Source organism: Streptomyces sp. NPDC104381 (genome assembly GCF_055583745.1).
Genome location: NZ_JBVJNK010000002.1, coordinates 47,518 through 65,514, shown reverse-complemented (window position 1 = coordinate 65,514; position 17,997 = coordinate 47,518). Strand labels below are relative to the sequence as shown.

Annotated in this window: 14 protein-coding genes and 1 pseudogene; 4 read left to right on the top strand and 11 right to left on the bottom strand. The window is 69.1% G+C overall.

The genetic code is table 11. The annotated features are described in order from the left end of the window. The 4 genes from sbnB to ACZ607_RS05310 are packed head-to-tail and all read right to left on the bottom strand — an operon-like array spanning position 1 to position 7,117. The gene (gene sbnB / locus ACZ607_RS05325; protein ID WP_469731967.1) at positions 1-1,071 is read right to left on the bottom strand and encodes a 2,3-diaminopropionate biosynthesis protein SbnB; all 1,071 of its coding nucleotides are present in this window, start codon (positions 1,069-1,071) and stop codon (positions 1-3) included. Beyond that, positions 1,068-2,075 (bottom strand): TauD/TfdA family dioxygenase, encoded by a 1,008-nt coding sequence (locus ACZ607_RS05320; protein ID WP_469731966.1) that lies wholly within the window; start codon positions 2,073-2,075, stop codon positions 1,068-1,070. Before ACZ607_RS05320 ends, sbnB begins: the two co-directional genes overlap by 4 nt. Before the next feature lie 27 nt (positions 2,076-2,102). Then, positions 2,103-4,583 (bottom strand): non-ribosomal peptide synthetase, encoded by a 2,481-nt coding sequence (locus ACZ607_RS05315; protein WP_469731965.1) that lies wholly within the window; start codon positions 4,581-4,583, stop codon positions 2,103-2,105. Then, positions 4,580-7,117 (bottom strand): Pls/PosA family non-ribosomal peptide synthetase, encoded by a 2,538-nt coding sequence (locus ACZ607_RS05310; protein WP_469731964.1) that lies wholly within the window; start codon positions 7,115-7,117, stop codon positions 4,580-4,582. Before ACZ607_RS05310 ends, ACZ607_RS05315 begins: the two co-directional genes overlap by 4 nt. A gap of 440 nt (positions 7,118-7,557) precedes the next feature. On the opposite strand from ACZ607_RS05310, the gene ACZ607_RS05305 reads away from it, so the two are divergent. Together ACZ607_RS05305 and ACZ607_RS05300 are read left to right on the top strand one after the other, a co-directional pair. After that, positions 7,558-8,244 carry a hypothetical protein gene (locus ACZ607_RS05305; RefSeq protein WP_469731963.1) on the top strand — a complete coding sequence of 229 codons (687 nt, stop codon included), beginning with the start codon at positions 7,558-7,560 and terminating at the stop codon, positions 8,242-8,244. 378 nt (positions 8,245-8,622) lie between these two features. Then, entirely contained in the window at positions 8,623-9,513 is an 891-nt protein-coding gene (locus tag ACZ607_RS05300; RefSeq protein ID WP_469731962.1) for a hypothetical protein, read from the top strand. A 231-nt stretch (positions 9,514-9,744) separates the two neighbouring features. On the opposite strand, the pseudogene ACZ607_RS05295 reads toward ACZ607_RS05300, so the two are convergent. Further along, a pseudogene (locus ACZ607_RS05295) lies at positions 9,745-10,504 on the bottom strand (SDR family NAD(P)-dependent oxidoreductase). A gap of 152 nt (positions 10,505-10,656) precedes the next feature. On the opposite strand from ACZ607_RS05295, the gene ACZ607_RS05290 reads away from it, so the two are divergent. Beyond that, positions 10,657-11,304 (top strand): TetR/AcrR family transcriptional regulator, encoded by a 648-nt coding sequence (locus tag ACZ607_RS05290; RefSeq protein WP_469731960.1) that lies wholly within the window; start codon positions 10,657-10,659, stop codon positions 11,302-11,304. A 94-nt stretch (positions 11,305-11,398) separates the two neighbouring features. On the opposite strand, the gene ACZ607_RS05285 is transcribed toward ACZ607_RS05290, so the two are convergent. From ACZ607_RS05285 to ACZ607_RS05275, 3 genes are all read right to left on the bottom strand, one after another. Then, positions 11,399-12,364, bottom strand: a complete 966-nt coding sequence (locus tag ACZ607_RS05285) for a DUF5996 family protein (RefSeq protein WP_469731958.1) — start codon at positions 12,362-12,364, stop codon at positions 11,399-11,401. Positions 12,365-12,425: 61 nt separating this feature from the next. Then, positions 12,426-12,785 (bottom strand): UBP-type zinc finger domain-containing protein, encoded by a 360-nt coding sequence (locus tag ACZ607_RS05280; protein WP_469731956.1) that lies wholly within the window; start codon positions 12,783-12,785, stop codon positions 12,426-12,428. Positions 12,786-13,060: 275 nt separating this feature from the next. Further along, positions 13,061-13,378 (bottom strand): hypothetical protein, encoded by a 318-nt coding sequence (locus ACZ607_RS05275; protein WP_469733390.1) that lies wholly within the window; start codon positions 13,376-13,378, stop codon positions 13,061-13,063. A gap of 94 nt (positions 13,379-13,472) precedes the next feature. Here ACZ607_RS05275 and ACZ607_RS05270 point away from each other — a divergent pair, with 94 nt between their 5' ends. Continuing rightward, positions 13,473-14,339 (top strand): LysR family transcriptional regulator, encoded by an 867-nt coding sequence (locus ACZ607_RS05270; protein ID WP_469731954.1) that lies wholly within the window; start codon positions 13,473-13,475, stop codon positions 14,337-14,339. A gap of 93 nt (positions 14,340-14,432) precedes the next feature. Here the strand turns inward: ACZ607_RS05270 and ACZ607_RS05265 are convergent, their stop codons facing one another. The 3 genes from ACZ607_RS05265 to ACZ607_RS05255 all read right to left on the bottom strand — a co-directional run bounded on the left by ACZ607_RS05265 (position 14,433) and on the right by ACZ607_RS05255 (position 17,988). Beyond that, positions 14,433-15,197, bottom strand: coding sequence for an enoyl-CoA hydratase/isomerase family protein (locus ACZ607_RS05265; protein WP_469731953.1), 765 nt, complete (start codon positions 15,195-15,197; stop codon positions 14,433-14,435). A 74-nt stretch (positions 15,198-15,271) separates the two neighbouring features. Continuing rightward, complete coding sequence (locus tag ACZ607_RS05260; RefSeq protein ID WP_469731951.1) at positions 15,272-16,525, bottom strand: cytochrome P450; 1,254 nt, start codon at positions 16,523-16,525, stop codon at positions 15,272-15,274. Positions 16,526-16,626: 101 nt separating this feature from the next. Next, entirely contained in the window at positions 16,627-17,988 is a 1,362-nt protein-coding gene (locus ACZ607_RS05255) for a cytochrome P450 (RefSeq protein ID WP_469731949.1), read from the bottom strand. Positions 17,989-17,997 lie beyond the last annotated feature (9 nt).

Genomic DNA, 17,997 nt, shown 5'->3' with positions numbered 1-17,997 from the left:
TCATCCGTAGCGGCTTCGTTCGTGGAAGAAGTCGTCCACGGTCCGCAGTTCGCCGGAGCGGGCGACCCGGTCGTAGACGAAGCCGCCGACCGCGAGATCGAGCACCCCGAGGCCGAAGGGCGAGAAGATCGCCGGCCTGTTCCCCGGCACGGTCACCCGCCCCGTGATCACGTCGTCCAGCGTGCCGTGCACGAAGTCCCGGTTGCCCGTGAGCTGTTCGGTCAGATGGGGGGACGTGGCCGCCCTGAGGCAGTGCTCGACGTCGTCCACGATGTTGGTGGCGGTCAGAAGAACGCCCGGGGTGAGATCGCGTAGCGATACGTGCAGCACCACGGGGTTGTGGTCGAACCACGCAGGCTCGTCGACATGCGGTTCGCCGGCCACGGTCGCGAAGACCACGAGATCGCTGGTGCGGATCAGCTCCTCCGGGGCGCGGTGCACGGTCACGGGGGCGGCGCTGCCGGACTGCTCCACGTACAGCCGGAAACCGGCCGCGCTCCCGGCGGAGACGTCGTACACCCCGATGTCCTCGAACGACCAGCCCGAGCCTTCGAGGAACGTATGGATGTACCGGGCGATCAATCCCGTGCCGAAGAACCCGACGCGGGTGGGGCGTGGCCGGTCGCGGCTGAGCCGGTCGGCAGCGGAGACCGCGGACGCGGCCGTCCTCGTGGCACTGATGATCGAGCTCTCCAGACAGGCGAACGGGTAGCCCGTGCGCGGGTCGTTGAGGATCAGGACGGCCGAGGCGCGCGGTACACCGGACCTCACGTTCGCCGGGAAGCTGGAGATCCACTTCAGTCCGTCCACCGGCGACTCGCCCCCCAGGGAGGCGGGCAGCGCGATCATCCGTGACGTGGCGCGGTCCGGGAAGCGGAGGAACGAGGAGGGCGGGTTCACCGTCCTGCCCGCGCCGTGCAGCCGGTACGCGGCCTCGACCTCCTCCACGATCTCCTTCTCGCGCCCTTCGAGGGCGCTTCGGACCTGGCTGCCGGGGATCACCGCGAACGAGGGCACGGTGACCTCCTCGTCCGGGACGGATACGGGGGCAGCAGTGCGGTCTGTGTTCATCGCGATCCCGCCTCGAAGGTCGGCGAGCAGGTGTCCGGCCGGGACGGCGAGGCCATGGCGACGACGACTTCGCGAGGTCCCTCGTAGGCCTCCCTGCTGTGCGCCGTACGGATGTTGTCGACGAGGAGCAGGTCTCCGGCCCTCCACGGCCGGCGCACGGTGTGTTCCTCGTAGACCGAGTTGATGAGCTGGACGACGTCCTCTCCGATGGGCTCGCCGTCGCCGTAGCGCGTGTTGAACGGCAGGCCGTCGGATCCGTACTCGTCGACGAGGTACTCGCGTACCTCGGGTGCGAGCGTCCACTCGTTCAGGAAGGCGATCTGGTTGAACCAGCAGGTCCGTCCGTCGGCCGGGTGGCGCACCACGGCGCTGCGCCGTTGCTCGGTGCGGAGTCCTCCGTCGGGCTGCCAGGCACAGGAGATGGCGTGGTCGTGGCAGTAGCGCTCCACCGCGTCGCGGTCGTCGGTGCCGAACGCCTCGGTCACCGTGGCTCCGATCTCGCCGTTGTAGCTGCGGGTCAGGAGCCATCCCTCCCTCTCGAACCGCTCGGTCAGTCCGCGGGGCAGGGCGTCGAGCACCGCCGGCGCGTCGGCGAGGCAGGTGGCTCCGCCCGCGGTGGGCTCGGTGAGGCAGGCGAAGAGGAGCAGGCCGGGGGAGCCGAGCGCGTAACTCAGTTCGTGGTGCATGCACATCGGCTGGTTCGGTGGCCAGGGGGAGGACGAGTGGACGCCGGGCGCATAGGTCTGCCTGGGCGCGAAGGTCTCCCGTTCCGTCACGGGTTCGGCGGCCAGCCGGCCGAGGACCGCGGCGACGCCGTCCGTGTCGTGCAGACCCAGGCCGCGGACCAGTACGGCACCGTGTTCGGCCAGTGCGGCGTACAGCTCCTCCCGGCTTTCGGCCGCCCAGCCCGCCGGGTCGCCGGCGGCCTGGACCCGCAGCATCGCGGGCCGGCCCGGTTCCCACTCCAGATCGAGCGGAGCGCTGGTCATCTCCATGGAAGTCATCGTGTTCTCCTCGGGGTCGTGATCGGTTCATGAGGTGGAACGTGCGTCGACGAAGGAGGCGAGATCGGTGAGTACGGGGTGACGGACCAGGTCCTTGAGCGATACCTCCCGGTCCAGGGAGACCGCCACCCTGACCGCCGACAGCGAGGTGCCCCCGCGGTCGAAGAAGTTGTCCTGTCTGCCCACGAGCTCCCGGGGCACGCCGAGCACCTCGGCCCAGACCGCGGCCAGACGCTGCTCGGTGGGCGTACGAGGCAGCTCGTCGTTCCCGTCCACGACGGCCCCGCCCGACTCCGCCGCCCGTACGGCCAGTTCCCGGCGGTCGATCTTCCCGTTGGCGGTCAGCGGCAGGGTCTCCTGCCAGTGGAAGGCCGACGGAACCATGTACGCCGGCAGCGCTTCGCCGAGACGGTCCCGCAGGACAGCGGTGCGCAGGGGACGCCCGCCGCTGTAGAAGGCCATCAGCTGCCGTCCTCGCCCGGCCCGTTCGGCCACCACCACGGCGCCGTCGCGTACGCCGGCCACCTGCAGCAGAGCGTTCTCGATCTCACCGATCTCGATCCGGAATCCCCGGATCTTGACCTGTGAGTCCCGGCGGCCGAGGAATTCCAGCTGCCCGTCGGGGAGCCAGCGGCCGTAGTCCCCTCCCAGATGGAGCCGCTCGCCCGCGTGGAACGGATCCGGCAGGAAGACCGCCCGCGTCCGCTCAGGGTCGTTGATGTACCCGCGGCCGACGCAGACCCCCGAGAAGGCGATGGCGCCGGGGGCGCCCAGCGGCACCGGGGAGAGGTGCTCGTCGACGACGTAGACGCGCACGTTGTTGACCGGGTGGCCGAGCGGCACGCCCTGCGTGTCCGGCACCCGGTCCATGACCGCGTGGTTGGTGTCGTCGGACGTCTCGGTCAGTCCGTAGGCGTTGACCAGGGTGACACCGGGCATGGCGGTGAACCAGCGCTGGACGAGGCCCTTCTTCAGAGCTTCGCCGGTGACCGATACGCAGCGCAGATCGGGCAGTTCGCGCGGATGCCGTTCCAGAAAGGACAGCACCGCGTCGAGGTAGGACGGCACCAGCTGAAGGACACCGGCCCGGCCGTCGGCCAGCGTGTCGACGAACCTGCGGACGTCCAGGATCGCCTCCTGGCCGACCAGCAGGGTGCGTCCGCCGGCCAGCAGGGGGGAGAGGAGCTGCCAGAGGGAGATGTCGAAGCACTGGGGTGCGGTCTGGGCGACCACATCGCCCTCACCGATCCCCAGGTCCTCGCTCTTCGCGAGGAGGTGATTGAGCATGCCCGCGTGCTCCACCATCGCGCCCTTGGGTTCCCCGGTGGAGCCCGAGGTGAAGATGACGTACGCGAGATCGTCCGGGCCGACCGGCACGCGGGGATCGGAGACCTCGTGGGCCTCCTCGCACAGTGTGCCGATGAACGACGTCCGCACCCCGGGCAGGGAGTCCACGGCACGGTCGAGCGTGGTGGTGCTGCCGGGCTCGGTGAGCACCAGCCGGCAGTCGGCCCGGGAGAGCATCGCGGCGATGCGGCCGGCGGGGAAGTGCGGCTCGACGGGCATGTAGGCCCCGCCGGCCTTGAGGACCGCGAGGACCGCGGTCAGGCAGTCCAGGTTCCGTTCCGTCACCACGGCGACGACGTCCTGCCGGCCGAGCCCCGCGCCCAGCAGGGCGTGTGCCAGCCGGTTGGCCCGGTCGTTGAGGTCCTGGTAGGTCAACCGCCGGCCGCCCTGGACGGCCGCGACCGAGTGCGGCCGTGCGTGCGCCCGCTGCTCGAACAGTTCATGGAAGCGTACGTCGGGGAGTTCGCGGTGGGGTCCCGCGAGCCCGTCGATCTGATGGCGGAGTTCTTCCCGCGCCAGCAGGCTCTGCCGCCGGTGCTGCGCGTCGGGGTCAGCCGCGATCAGCCTGAGCGCGGTGAGGTGGTAGCCGACGATTCTGGCGGCGTGCTCCTCGTCGAGGACCTCGGTCCTGTACCGCAGCCGGAGCACGGACTCGCCGCCGCGACGGGTGAGCGCCACCTGGAACACGGTCTCCGGTGCCGGTGCCGGTGCACCGGCACCGCCGGGGTCGAAGACGGTGTCGTACGCGGTGGGCGGGAGACCCAGCTCCGCGCGGAGGGTGTCGACCGGGAAGTCCCTGTGGGCCAGCAGTTCCGCCTCCGTACGGTCCGCGTGCAGCATCAGCGTCCGCCAGGAGGAGGCATCGGTGGTCAGCCGGCACGGCAGGGCACCGGAGGCCGCGGCATAGCCCGTGGTGACGGCCGCTTCCCCGGTCAGCGAGGAGAGCACCTTGGCGTGCGCGGCCAGCATGGGTGAGGTGGAGGAGACCCGCATCGACGTCGTCAGACGGTCCAGCTCGGTGACGAGCGCTCCGGGAACGACCGCCTCGACCTCGGCGGTGCCGGGTGCCGGCGTGTGCGTCCACCGGGCCACCCGGGCGCCCCCTCCGGCGGTGAGCACGTCGCGCCAGTACTCCGCGCTGCCGCGTGTCGGCGTATTCATCGTGTCGCCTCCTCGCCACGGGCAGTCGCCCGGACGGTCTGGGTGGCCGGGTTGCCGCCCCACAGGGTGTCCTCCGGGACCGATTCGCCCTTCATGAGGAAGGAGTCGGGAGCGAGTACCGCTCCGTCGCCGATCGTGACGCCGTAGTGCACGAAGGCACCGACCCCGAGCGTGCAGCCGCTGCCGACGGTGGAGCGGTCGGACTTGAAGGTGCCGTCCTCCTGGGAGTGGCACTGGACGACGCTGCCGGTGTTGAGCGTGGCGCCGTCCCCGATGGTGACCATCGTGCGCTCCGTCAGGCTGCAGCCGTCGTCGAAGACCCTGCGTCCGATCCGTACACCCAGCAACCGCCAGATCAGCGGCTTGAAGGGAGTCCCGTCGAAGGCCTTGAGGTACACCTCCGAGGGCACCTTCCAGAAGCGTTCACGCCGCCAGAAGCGGAGGTCGTAGATCGAGCAGAAGAGCGGACCCGGCGGGTGGGAGGCCGTGACCGCCCGTTCCACGAGGACGAAGTACGCGGCACTGACGAGCACGACGAGGACGTTGCCCAGGGCGACGGACACCGCACCGATGGAGGTGTAGAGCTCGGCGGATACCGACATGACGAGCGTGACGACGAACACGTACAACCACCGGACCAGGAGGTACAGCCCCATGGAGCCGGCGTTGTGCCTGTTCTTCGTGGCCAGGCCGGTACGCAGCCGCTCGCCGCTCTTCATGAGGTCGAAGCTGCTGTCCCGCTGGACGGACCGGGGTATCTCGAAGCTGGGCGATCCCAGGAGGCCGACTCCCTCCCGGATCCTTCCGTCGACCGGGACCATGACCTTGGTCGCCAGCAGGCAGTCGGCGCCGGTTCGGCCCCGGGCCGGATAGGCGATCCTGTTGCCCAGGAAGTTCTGCGGCCCGATGGAGGTGCGGGAGACGCGGAAGGACGTGCTGGAGAACTCGGCGTTGTTGATCGACAGCCCGTCGGCGACCATCGTCCCCGTTCCGACCGTGCTCAGGTAGGGCGTCTCCTGCTTCACCTCGGTCCCGAAGTTCGATCCTGTCTGCTCGACCCGTGAGAGGTCGTACCCGAGCAGGCGGAGGTAGGGGACCACGGCGGAGCTGTCGCCGAACAGGCGTGTCAGGAAAGGCCGGTTGGTCAGCAGGGTGATCGCGCGGAGCACTCCGTAGTGGAAGCCGTAGAGGGGATAGACCTTGCCGGGCACGATGGTGCGGGCGAGCAGCCGGGGGACGGTGGCGAGCAGGAGGAAGCCGACCGGCGCGATCACGAAGAGCAGCACGAAGGAGATGGCCAGTGCGTCGCGGTAGAACACCCACGTCGTGAGGATCGAGGGCCCGGGTTCCAGCACCGCACTGAGCTGCGGCGCCTCGGCGAGCAGGATTCCGATGCCTCCGACGGCCAGCGGCAGGTACACCAGAAGCGCGCTCAGCAGTTGCGTCACGCTGTGGACCGTCCTGCGCACGGAGCCGCAGGACGCGGGTCCCACCACCGGGTACTCCCCGTCCGCGCGCCGCGCCGGTGAACCGTGCCAGTACGCGCCGGCGGGCACCGTCTGGCCGCTGTGGAGGGCGGACGCGTGTGCCAGTCGGGCGCCGTCGCCGAGTGCCGTGCCGATGTCGAGCACCGAAGCCTCGGCGACGACCACGTCCTTCCCGAGCGTCACGCTGCCGGTCTCGATCAGTCCGTCACCGGCGCGGTAGCAGGTGAGGAAGGCGTCCTTGCGGATGACGGTGGAGTCACCGATGGAGAGCAGGTCGGTGCAGACGGGCACATGGCGGGAGAAGACCGCGACGCCCGCCCCGATCCGCGCGCCCAGCGCCCTGAGGTAGAGCGTGTAGAGCGGAGACCCGACGAAGAGGACGAGCGGATCCGAGCGGACGAGTGTCCTGACGAGCCAGAGTCGGAAGTAGGCCAGGCTCCAGATCCTGATCCGCTGGGGCCTCCAACGGCCCACGAGGGCCCACTTGACGAGTACCGGCGCGACGGACAGCCCCAGGAACACCGCGGCGCCGAAGACGACCGAGCGGAGATACACGTCGAGCACACCGGACCCGGCGGATATCCACCCGTAGCCCCGGACACCGACGAACGCGACGAGGCATGAGTAGACGAGGAACGTCAGCAACTGCAGCGTCCCGCACAGGACGTACCTGGGCCTGCCCGAAGGGCTCGCCGGTGCCGGGGACGAGGGGGCGAGAACCCGGTGCGACGGTTCGACGGGCGCGGGGGGTGCGGCGGCCGTCAGCGCGAGGGCCAGATCACGGATGGTGCTGTGCGCGTAGACGTCCCGCATCGAGACCGGCGGCAGGGCGGCGTGCTTCCTGACCCGCGCGCAGAAATGAGCCATCACCAGTGAATCGGCGCCCAGGTCCTCGAAGAAGTGACTGTCGGCCGCCACGTGATCCCGTCGCAGGACGTCGGCCAGCACCGAGGAGAGGGCCGCTTCCGTGCGGGCGACGGGTTCGGGGCGGTGCCGATCAGAGGTGTCTTCGGGCGGCGACAGGGTGGCGACCTGCGTTGCGGCCATGGAAAGCTCCCTCGAAAGGCGCGTGCCGCGTGGAACACGACCCCGGATGAGCCGTACGCGGATGCTCTCTACCAGGCATTCGAGACCGGGCGGGTGAAAGTTTGCCCCTTGTCCGAATAAAGTGCGGTATGACGCCAAAAGGGGGCGCGGCCCGCTGCTGTCACCGGCCGCACCGTCGTCGTGGGGCGATCGAGACTGGGTTGGCGTGATCAGGGCTGGTGATGAGGGTGCCCCGTAAGTGATCTTGGCTCGGGGTAGGTGCGGCCGGTCGTGGTGACGGCAGGAAGCTGGGATCTGAGTACGTGTACTCATGCACCTGGCCCTGCCTCACCGGAAGGTGGGGCAGGGGTGCGGAAATGAGGAAGACCACGGCGGACCGGTGGCGCCGGAGCTCTGGGTGGTGCGCGCGAGCGGGCGGACTGCTGCTGGCATGCGCCCTGGTGGGACTGACCGCGGCGTGCTCCCACGACCCTGCGGACAAGGAACTGCGTGCGCAGGCCACGTCATCCGAAGCGGAATCCCGCCGGGTGAAGGAAGAGCAGAAGATGCGCGCCGTGATCGCGCGCCTGACCGCCGTCGACGGCCTGGAGCACGTGCTCACCCGCTCTGCCGACTCCTGTCAGGGTCCTCGAAATGGCTCGCTGTTCGAGAACGACCGGTCTCCGTACGTCCTCACGTGCAGCATGCGGGCCGACGCCTACTTCGGCGTCCGGGGAGAGATCACCGAGGTCTTGTCCCGGATCCGCGCGGCCGGCATCGCGACCTGGGGACCGCAGGACGGCAAGGGGAACGACATGCCGCACGCGGCCGGCACCGTGACCTTTGCGCTCGACTACCACCGCGCTCGCGGCACGTTCCAGGACGGCACCCTGATGCCCGCGCCGACACTCGAAGCCCCTGGGCTGCGGCTTGACTGGGACCGGCCGGACCTGCCGCTCCCGTTCCAGGTCGAGGAGCCCGCCCCATGCCCCGAAACCGGGCCCGAGGTGATCTACCAGCGCTGCTCGATCGCTCCGGAGGAGCCGGTGACCGTGGCACTTGCACGAACCCGTTACGACACCGTTCTCACCCTCGGGGTCGGGGACTCCTCCGCAGGCAACTACTTCACGGTGCCCCGCCCGAAATGATCTCTGGAGTGCCAGTGGTGAACAGCGGTGGGATCCCGGTCGGCTCAGGGTGGTCATGCCTGAGCGTCGCGTCTCGGCCGGGGGAGCGGTCACGTGCTCGATCCGGTCGCGTGGTGTGCCGGCCCGGGGCGCGATGGTGTCGTGCCGGGAGTCAGGGGCGGGTCAGGGCTGGATGTGCTTCAACGTGAATTCGGGCAGGGCGTACGGGTCGGCCTGCGGGGCTCCGGGATCGGCAGGGTATGGGACTGGACGCTCTTTGCAGTTCAGGGTGATTAGCCGTCAGATTGCGTAATTCTGCTACGAGTTGATGCAGCGTCAGATTTAGGGTGCACGTCAAATGCTACCCTCCTCGCCTTATCCGCAAAGAAGAGGTACCAAGTGAAGAAACTGCTGAGTTTCGCGTCCGTACTGGCACTCCTGACCGGAATCGCCATTGCCTCGACGCCGTCCGCCTACGCCGCCACGGACAGGAGTGGCGCGGAACGGCTGAACATCCCGAACAGCAGTGCGTGCAGGGCGGGCCGCACCGTCATGCAGGGGATGGTCGCGGGGTCGGGCGGCCAGCTCTACATCGTTTTCACCAAGGGAGGCGGGGCGGATCCGGTCCTGTCCAGATGGCTGCGCGACGGCTCGACCTGGGACGGTGACAGCTGGATCTGCGCAGGGGCGCCGACCTCCATACCCGCACTCGGTCACGGCAACGACCTCGCCTACCATCCGAACTATCAGGGCCAGGGTGCTGCCCTGATCGCCACCCAGGGAAGTCAGTCGGCTTACCCGAGCGCCGATGTGGCCATCATTCACCTCAACTCATCCGGTGCTGTCGGCGCGAGCGAGGTCGTCCATCTGCCCATCGGCAATATCAGCGGTCTCTGCTACAGCGCGACGGCGGCCGGCGGAGCCGGCAAATACGCCGCCCGTCGCTTGGGTAACCTGTGGACCCATCCCGGTGCCGGTTCGCTGACGAGCGGATGGACGCTGGTGAAGAGCAACCTGACGAGTCACGACAATCGCTCCGACCAAGGCCTTGACTGCTCCGAGAACTACATCTGGAACACCAGGTCCATCAACACGTCGACGCCCGACACCGGGTGGAACTGGGTGTACCAGTACAACTGGTCCGGAGGTGACGTGGAAGGCGATATCGGAATTCCGGGGAACAGCCTGGCCGACGAGATCGAGGACGTCACCCACATCGGGAGCGACTTCTTCATCGGCGTCAACCGGAACGGCGGGAGCGCGGACTCCGTAAAGGTCTTCACCGAGTGAAGTCCTTCCCTCCGCGCAACTGAGATCCGCCGCACGCGCGCCCCAGGCGCTGTTGTCGTTCCGCACGCTCCGTGAAGGGCGTCTGACGGGCAACTGCCCGAGTCAGGCGCCCTTCTCCGGGCCGTCTGGAAGAAGCCGGGCTTCTTCGGGCCGTACGACACCAGGATCAAAGGTGGGGCACCAGTGGGAGGTATCGCCAGGTGGGGGTGGGTCGCGCCGGTGGCGGGGCCCCTACAGCAGCGCGCCGCCGGAGACTTCGAGGCGCTGGGCGGTGACCCACCGCAGGTCCTCGGAGGCGAGCGCGGCAATCGCGTCGCCGATCTCCTGCGGTTCTCCGACGCGGCCGAGCGCGGTCTGCGCGCCCAGTCCCTCGCGCATCTGCGCATCGTCCCGCATGGCGCCGCCGTTGAAGTCGGTGGCTGTCGGACCCGGCGCGATGGCGTTGACGCGGATCTTGCGCGCCCCCAACTCCACGGCCAGCACCCGGCTGAGAACCTCGACCGCCGCCTTGGAGGCCGAGTAGACCGACGTGCCGGCACCGGTGTGGCGGCTGAGGGAGGAGGAGACGTTGATGATCCGCCCCCCGTCGGCCATCACGGGCGCAAGCGCCTGGACGAGGAAGAACGTGCCGCGCACGTTGGTGTCCATCACCGCGTCGAAGTCGTCGACGGTGACCGCTTCCAAGGGGCCGAACAGCCCGATCCCGGCATTGTTGACCAGGACGTCCAGGCGGGTCGCGTCCCAGCGCTCCAACTGCGTGGCCAGATGGGACACGAAGGCGGGAAAGGAGGCCACATCGCTGATGTCCAGTCGTAGCGCGGCAGGCCGCGGCGCCTGTTTCCTGAACGTTCCTGACCGTCTCCTCGGCCTCCTGTGCGTCGCCGCGGTAGGTCACGATGACGCGCAGCCCGTGCCGGGCCAGCGCCTGGGCCGTGGCCCGGCCCAGCCCGCGATTGCCGCCGGTCACCAGTGCGATCTTGCCTGACTCCATGAGTGCTTCTCCCCACGGGAACGGAACGGCGCCGGCGGGGGAGTACTCCCGTCGACCGGATGCGAGTCGTGCGACTCGCATCCCTGTCCACGTAAACACCTGGACAGTGGCGAGTCAAGTGACTCGCCTCGGGGTTGAGTCATACTGACCCCATGACCGCAGGACTCTCCGCGCACCATCAACGACTCGCTCAGCGCAAGCGCGAGGCGATCACCGCAGCGGCCACGAAGCTGTTCCTGGAAGGGGGCTACGACGGGACCTCGCTCGCGAAGATCGCGCAGGAAGCGGTCGTCTCGAAGTCCACGCTGTTCAAGCAGTTCCCCACCAAGGCGGCGCTCTTCGAGGCCATCGTCACCGAGTACTGGAAGGGCGGTCCGTACCCGGCGGCCCCCGCGACGCAGGCCGGTGACCTGCGCGCCGGCCTGAGCGCCATCGGCCGCCAGTACGCCGACCTGATCGGCCGGCCCGCGATGGCGGCCCTCTTCCGCATCGTCATCGCCGAACTGCCGCGCTTCCCGGAACTGGGACGGGCCCAGTTCGAGCTGGGCAAGCTGCCCTACTTCGTCTCCGTCCAGGACTACCTGGAGGCCCAGCACGCCGCGGGCACCGCGGTGGTACCGGACGCGGAGAGCGCCACCAACCAGTTCCTCGGGATGATCGCCAACTACGTCCTGTGGCCGCGGATGCTGCTCGCCGACTGGAGTCCCGCACCTGCCGACGTCGGCCGTGCCGTCGACGAGGCGGTCACGACGATGCTCGCCCGCTACGGCCGCAGCGGCGACGACCCGCAGCAGCCCTGAGGGCTCCGGCCCCGCGGCGGGTGCGGACGGCGCCCGCCACCGGCACCTCGGAACGCCGCGGGAGGTTGCCGAGCGGGTGGGAGTGGAATGTCTCTCAAGCCGAACGGTGTCGGGCTCGAACGACCTCCGGCGGCGTCGTGCTCATGTACCACCCGTCGACGCGGGGCCCGATGAGGTCGGACGGCCAGCCTCCCAGCTCGACTGCGGCGTCGTGGACGGCGTCACCGAACGCCACGATGGCCTGATGCGGGTCGGCGCTCTCGCCGAGTCTGTCCCACGGCAGAAGGACCAGACCGGCCTCGGCATTCCAGACGGCGCCGTCGACACCCCAGGACCTGCCTTCGAGACCGTCCGGCTGGGGCCAGATGTAGGCGTACATACCGGCGCCGGGCGCCGTGGCGTCCCCGAAGGAGAAGCCCACCGCCACGTACGCCGCGAGCTGGGCATTCCGCATGAACACCGGACGATCGGACGGTGGTTCGGTGGGCTGCACCCGGTGTCGTGTGGCGGACAGATCGAAGCCGCCCCACATCACACCGACCCGGGGGCGGTGCCCGCGGAAGGGCGCCTGCCACGTTTCGAGCCCGCCGGCGGCGAGGTTCAACGCCTCCCACATCAGCCGAGCCGCACCGGGATCCCAGCTCCGTTCGGCGTGATCGGCCTCGAAAGTCGGCGCACAATCCGGGATCTCGCAGATCAGCAGGGAACGCGGCCGGTCCACGCCGAGCTCTGCCGCCGCGTCGCGGAACGCCGCGTAGAACGTGGCGACCGACCCCGTCGACCCCGACAAGGGCACCGTCCGCGAGCCCGTGTCGGCCTCGATGACGACGTCGCCGTCGAGCAGACGGCAGTGCACCGTGAAGGTCACTCCTCGCCGCCGGAAGGTCGGCGTCCTGAGCCCGCGGGGGGTGACGTCGAGCACGACGTTCCCCCAGCCGACTTCGAAGGGCTCGTCGAGGGTGTACTTGCCTGCGACCTGCACCACCCGGTTGACGTATCCGACCATGGACGCCAGATCCTCGTGGGCCAGCGTCGGCCACGCGTCGTGAGGTCCGCTCACGGAGAGCCTCCCGGTGTGTCGATGGGATCAGGGCTTGGGCGACGGCCGACGGCGGACCGGGTCAGTGCAGCAGCCGTTCCCAGTTCTCGGGCACCTTGCCCGCGGGGCCGGGGGCGGGCTGGGCGGCCGGGTGCGAGCCGGGCGGGGCCAGGCCCGGGCCGTCGTAGTACTCCTGGGTCTCGGCGTTCCAGAACCAGTCCTCGCCCGGTTCGAAGCTGGTCAGGAAGGCGTGCCCGGACTCGCGGGCATGTCGTGAGGCGTGCTGCGCCGGGGAGGAGTCGCAGCAGCCGATGTGCCCACAGGCGGCGCAGCGGCGCAGGTGGAACCACCAGCCGGGGTCGGCGCCCGCCAGACACGCCGCGCAGCCGTCACCGCTCGGCGGGACGCTCGGATCGATGCCAGGTATCCGCTCGTCGGCCATGTGCTCCTCCTCGGTCCGGCCCCCTGCCCAGCGTCCCCCTGGTCCGCGTCGCGCGCCACTGCCGACGGGCGCGGTGACGCCGTCGCGGCGCACCCTCTCGCCTGGCCTGGTTCCCGTAGATCATCACGACCGCCGTACGGCGGGCCGGCTTGTGCATCACACTCCGGACAGGCCCCTGCCCGCCTACTTGTGACCGTGGAGGAAGACCGGCATGCCATCTCGGGCCAGGCGGAGGGTATGACGGCCTCGGGCGGGCAACGCGCCGGGGTGCTGAGTCAGGCGAGGGGCTCGTGGTTCACCCAGATCGCTTTGTACGGGCGGCGGGCCTGCCAGCTGTCGATGAATTCGCCGAGACCGGGGACGGCGAAGGACGCGTTGAGGGCGTCGAGGTCGGCCACGCCGAGCTGGACAACGGCGGAAGCGACAGCCACGGGGGCGTGGTCGTCGCCTGGGATGCGCAGGTGGCGGCGGGCGGTGAAGGACTGAAAGGCATCGGTGCCCACAGTCAGCTCCTCAAGCCCTTTCAGGAACTCTTCGAGTTCGCCGGAGGGAATTGGTTCATCGAAGGCGACGATCATCGTGTGGTGAATCATGCCTTCATTGAACTGGGCGTTCTTCATGAAGTCCAAGGCCGGTGGATTCTGAATCCATTCCTCCGAGGAATGAATGAGCCAGTATCGTGGCGGTATGGCCGATCTGGAGACCCGCGAGCTGGAGTACTTCGCCGCTCTCGCCGAGGAACTGCACTTCGGCCGGGCGGCAGAGCGACTGGGGATCGCCCAGCCCGCCTTGTCCAAGGCGGTACGGCGACTGGAGGAGCGGCTCGGAGTGGTGCTGGTCGAGCGCTCCAGTCGGCACGTCGCCCTGACCCCCGCCGGGCAGGTGTTGCAGTACCACGGCCGGTACGCGCTGCTTGCCGTGGAGGCCGCGATCGAGAAGACCCGCCGCGCAGGCGGGCGGGAGGCCCGGTTGCGCTTGGTGATCAAGCCCGGCGGAGACGCGAATCTGCTGTCCGGCATCCTGGCCGCCTACGCCCGCCGGCCCGACGCCCGTCAGGTCGACATCCTGTTCGGCGGGGCCACCGACCGCGCCGACCACGTGCGCGACGGCCGGGCGGACGTGGCTCTGTTGTACGTGCCGTTCGACGACCTCACCGGACTGGATCACGAAACCCTGATGAGCGAAGGACGGGTGGCGATCCTGCCGCCGGACCACCGGCTCGCCCACCGTGGCGAGGTGACCCTCGCCGACCTGGCCCACGAGACGTTGCCCCGGTGGAAAGGTATCCGCGGCAGCGGGGTGCCCGGGATCGAGCCCGTCGCCGGGATCGGTCCGGAGGTTGCCGACGGCGCCGAACTGACGCACATGGTGCTGCTGGGACGAGCAGTCGCGGTGCTGCCGCGTTCACTGACCCGGCCACAGCACCCGGGGCTCGTTCACGTCCCGGTGGCCGACGCGCCGGGGAGCGCGCTGGTCCTCGCCTGGAGCCAGGAGGACCGGCGGCGACTGGTCGCAGACTTCGTCGCCTCGGCGGTGGAGGCGACGCGGGGCTGAGCCCGCACCGCCACTGCTCCGGCACCGCCCATGACGGCATCCGTCGCCGTGCCGTGGCTGATCGGCCCCACCTCCGGCCTGGTGGGGAGCGGGTCAGCGGCGCCGGGCGGCCTCGGCCGCGGTGACCGCGGCGGTCAGCAGCTCGGCGTCGAACAGCGTGGCGTCGCCGAGGCGGTTGGCGCCGGCGTAGGAGTTCAGCATGGCCTTCGTACTGCGCAGCGCCGTGGGGGAGCGACGCAGCAGCGGCTTGATCCAACGGTCGACGGTGGCGTCGAGCTGGTCCTCCGGAACGACCTTGTGCAGGATGGCCAGTTCGGCGGCCCGGTCGGCGTCGAACCTGTCGGCGGTGAGCAGCAGCTCCCGGATCCGGGCGGCACCCGTCTCGTACAGCATCCGGGCGGTGATTCCGCCCCAGGCCGGGGGCACGCCGAGTCCCAGCTCCGGTATCCGGTAGGTGCTGGTGTCCGCTCCGACGCGCAGATCGCAGAAGACCGCGAGTCCGAGTCCCGCTCCCACGACGCCGCCGTGCAGCCGCGCGATGGTGACGACCCCGGTGTTCGCCAGCAGGTCGCACATCCGGCGGGCCTTGTTGGCGAGCGCGCGCATGCTCGCGTTGCCGGTCTCCGGGGAGAGCAGGGAGGGGAATTCGGTGCGGTCGCCGCCGAGACAGAAGTCGGAACCCGCGCCGGAGAGGACCAGGACGCGCGTGGTGGGATGGTCGTCCAGTGCGCCGAGGACGGCGAGGAGTTCGTCCAGGAGCAGTCCGGATATCGCGTTTCCGGTCTCCGGGCTGTTCAACCGGACTTTCACCACCGCGTTGTCGTGCTCGACGTGCAGGGCTTTGAGATCATCGATCATATTTCTTGATTCCTGACAGGCGGTTTCGGAAGACTGGGCACGATGAAACGGTTCCTCTCTTCGGTGCGGCCCGTTCAGGCCGGTGTCACCATGAGGCGGTTGAGCCGGCGGAACGAAACCCGGGGCTCCCAGGCGGGCGGTTCGCTGATCCGCAGCCGGGGCAGCCGCCGGAGCATCGAGGTCAGCAGCAGACTGCCTTCCAGTCGCGCCAGCGGCGCACCGAGGCAGTAGTGGATTCCGCTGCCGAAACCGAAGTGGGGCGGCTTACGGCTGACGTCGAACTTCTCGGGATCCTCGTACTGCCGCGGATCGTGCTGGGCGGCTCCCACCATCAGCTGCACCATCTCGCCCTCGCGGACCGGCGTGCCGCCCAGCGTGATGTCGTGCGGTGCCGTTCTGCTGATCGCGTGGATCGCCGGGTCGTAGCGCAGGGTCTCGTCGACCACGTGCGGGATGTACTCGGGGTGGGCGCGCAGCCGCTCCAGCTGCTCGGGGTGTTCCAGCAGCAGCCGCACCATGCTGGACAGCAGGTGCTCCGTGGTCTCCAGGGCCGCGACGATCACGAAGACCGCCATGGAGTGTGCCTCGGCGTCGGCTTTCTCCCGGTCCGGTTCCAGCGTGTCCCAGGTCGCTATCCACGAGGAGACCGGGTCGTCCCCCGGCCTCGCGCGACGCTCCCGCACCAGTGCGGTGAAGTACTCCTGGAGCCCGTGGGCCGCCGCGTCCGCCCGGGCGAGTTGGCTGGGGGTGGGGAAGAATTCCTGGCTGAGGGTCTGGTCATTGGTCAGCGACCTCAGCCGGGAATAATCGTCCGACGGAAGGTTGAGCCATTCCCCGATCGATCGTACGGGAAGCTCGTCGGCGACCAGGGAATTGAAATCCGCAGGCCCCTTGAGCAGCTCGTCCTCGAAGGCGTCGAGCACCTTCTCGACGTTCTTCGCTATCGAACCCTCAATCTCGGCAAGCTTGGCCCGGTCGAACATGTTGCCCGTCGAACGCCGCACTTTCGTATGGCGAGGCGGATTGAGCATGGGAAGCGATTTCGCCGTCTGCAGTGAGGCCGGTGTGTTCCAGCGCGCGGCGTTGGCTTGACCGGCCCTCCACTCGGTATCGGGCACTTTCCACGTTCTGCTCCGCATGACCTCGTCGCAGAGCGCGTAGGAGGTGACGAGGTGTCCGCCCCAGGGGGAGGGGAAGATATCCCCGAGCTCCCTCAGTTCCGCGTAGAGGGGTCGGGGATTCGACTGGCCTTTCCCGGTGCGCAGCCGGGAGAAAAGGGAGGCCACGGTGCGACGGTCGACGGTCGCGGTTGGCAGGGTGGGTTCCACGAGAATCTTTCTCTCAAAGGATCACGTAAGGTTTCCAGCCCTGACTACCCCTCAGGTGGAACACCCATGCGACCGCGACCGCCCATGTGGTGTGGTGGATGTCACCCCTTCCACCAGGAGAGAAAGCCGCTCCAGAAAGTCCCCTTTCGGGTTTGTTGCTGTTGTTCGCCCACCGGATGAGCCGGTGCGGAACGGACATCGGCCGAGAAACGTGCGGCGGTCGAACTCCCCCCGCGGACCGGGGTGAACCGGGCAGGCAACGATGTCAGCGCGCGGTGCAGCGGACCCGGCCGCCACGTCAGCGATTCGACCGGGACGCTCAGCTCGATGTCCGGCAGTTTGTTGAGGAGCTTCTCGATCGTCAGGACCGAGATGAGCAGCGCCAGGTCCTTGGCGGGGCACGCGTGCGGGCCCGCGCCCCAGGCCAGGTGAGCTCGCTTGCTGAGCGTCTGGCGGCTGGTCGAGAGGCTCGGGTCGCTGTTGGCGGCCGCGAAGCTGATGAGGACGGGGTCCCCGGCGTTCAGCTTCGTCCCGGAGAGCTCGACGTCGTGCACCGGATAGTGGCCGGCCCAGTTGGCTATGGGCGGGTTGTTCCAGAGCACGTCGTTGATGGCGTCCTCGACCAGCAGGCTCCCGCCGTACTGGTCGCCCGCGTACTTGTCGTCGGACAACAGGAGCCGCAGTGCGTTGCCGATGAGGTTCTGGGTGGGCTCGGCGCCGCCTCCGATCAGCGTCATGATCTCGGAGATCAGCTCCTCGTCCGTCAGGCGGCCCGGGTGCTCCATCAGCCAGGAGGTGATGTCGTCACCGGGCTGAGCGCGCTTCAGGGCGATCAGTTCCATCAGCGTCTCGGTCAGCAGAGCGATGGCTTTGTCCGCCTCGATGCCGTCCATCAGGCTGGAGATGCTGGAGACCAGCTGGTCGCCCAGTTCCGCGGGGCAGCCGAAGAGCTCGTTGAAGACCAGCAGGGGCACCAACTGGGCGTAGTCGGCGACCAGATCAGCCCGGCCCCGGCCGTTGAAGTCGCTGATGAGGTAGTCGGCGACCCGGTCGATGTGCCTGCTCAGCCGGTGCGTGTCGATCCGCGCGAACGTCTCGGTCACGACCTGACGGCGCCTCATGTGCGCGGCACCGTCGGAGTAGAGCGAGTTCGGCCGGTACAACATCATGGGGACCATCGCGCTGTCCAGAGGGACCTCGCCCGCGTTGAGCGCGCGCCAGCGCCGCGCGTCCCGGACGAAGGTCTCCGGATTCTGCAGGACGTGCAGCGCCGCCGCGTAGTCCGTGACCAGCGAGGCGTGCACACCGGGCGACAGTTCGACGGGCGCGGCCGGGCCGAACGTTCGCAGGTGCTCGTAGAAACCGTGCGGATCGGCGGCGAACTCGGGGCCGTACAGGGGAACACCGCTGCCGTGTGCGGGGCATCCCGGTGGCGGTGCGGGGAAGTCCGAAGGGGATTGCATGGGGGTCGA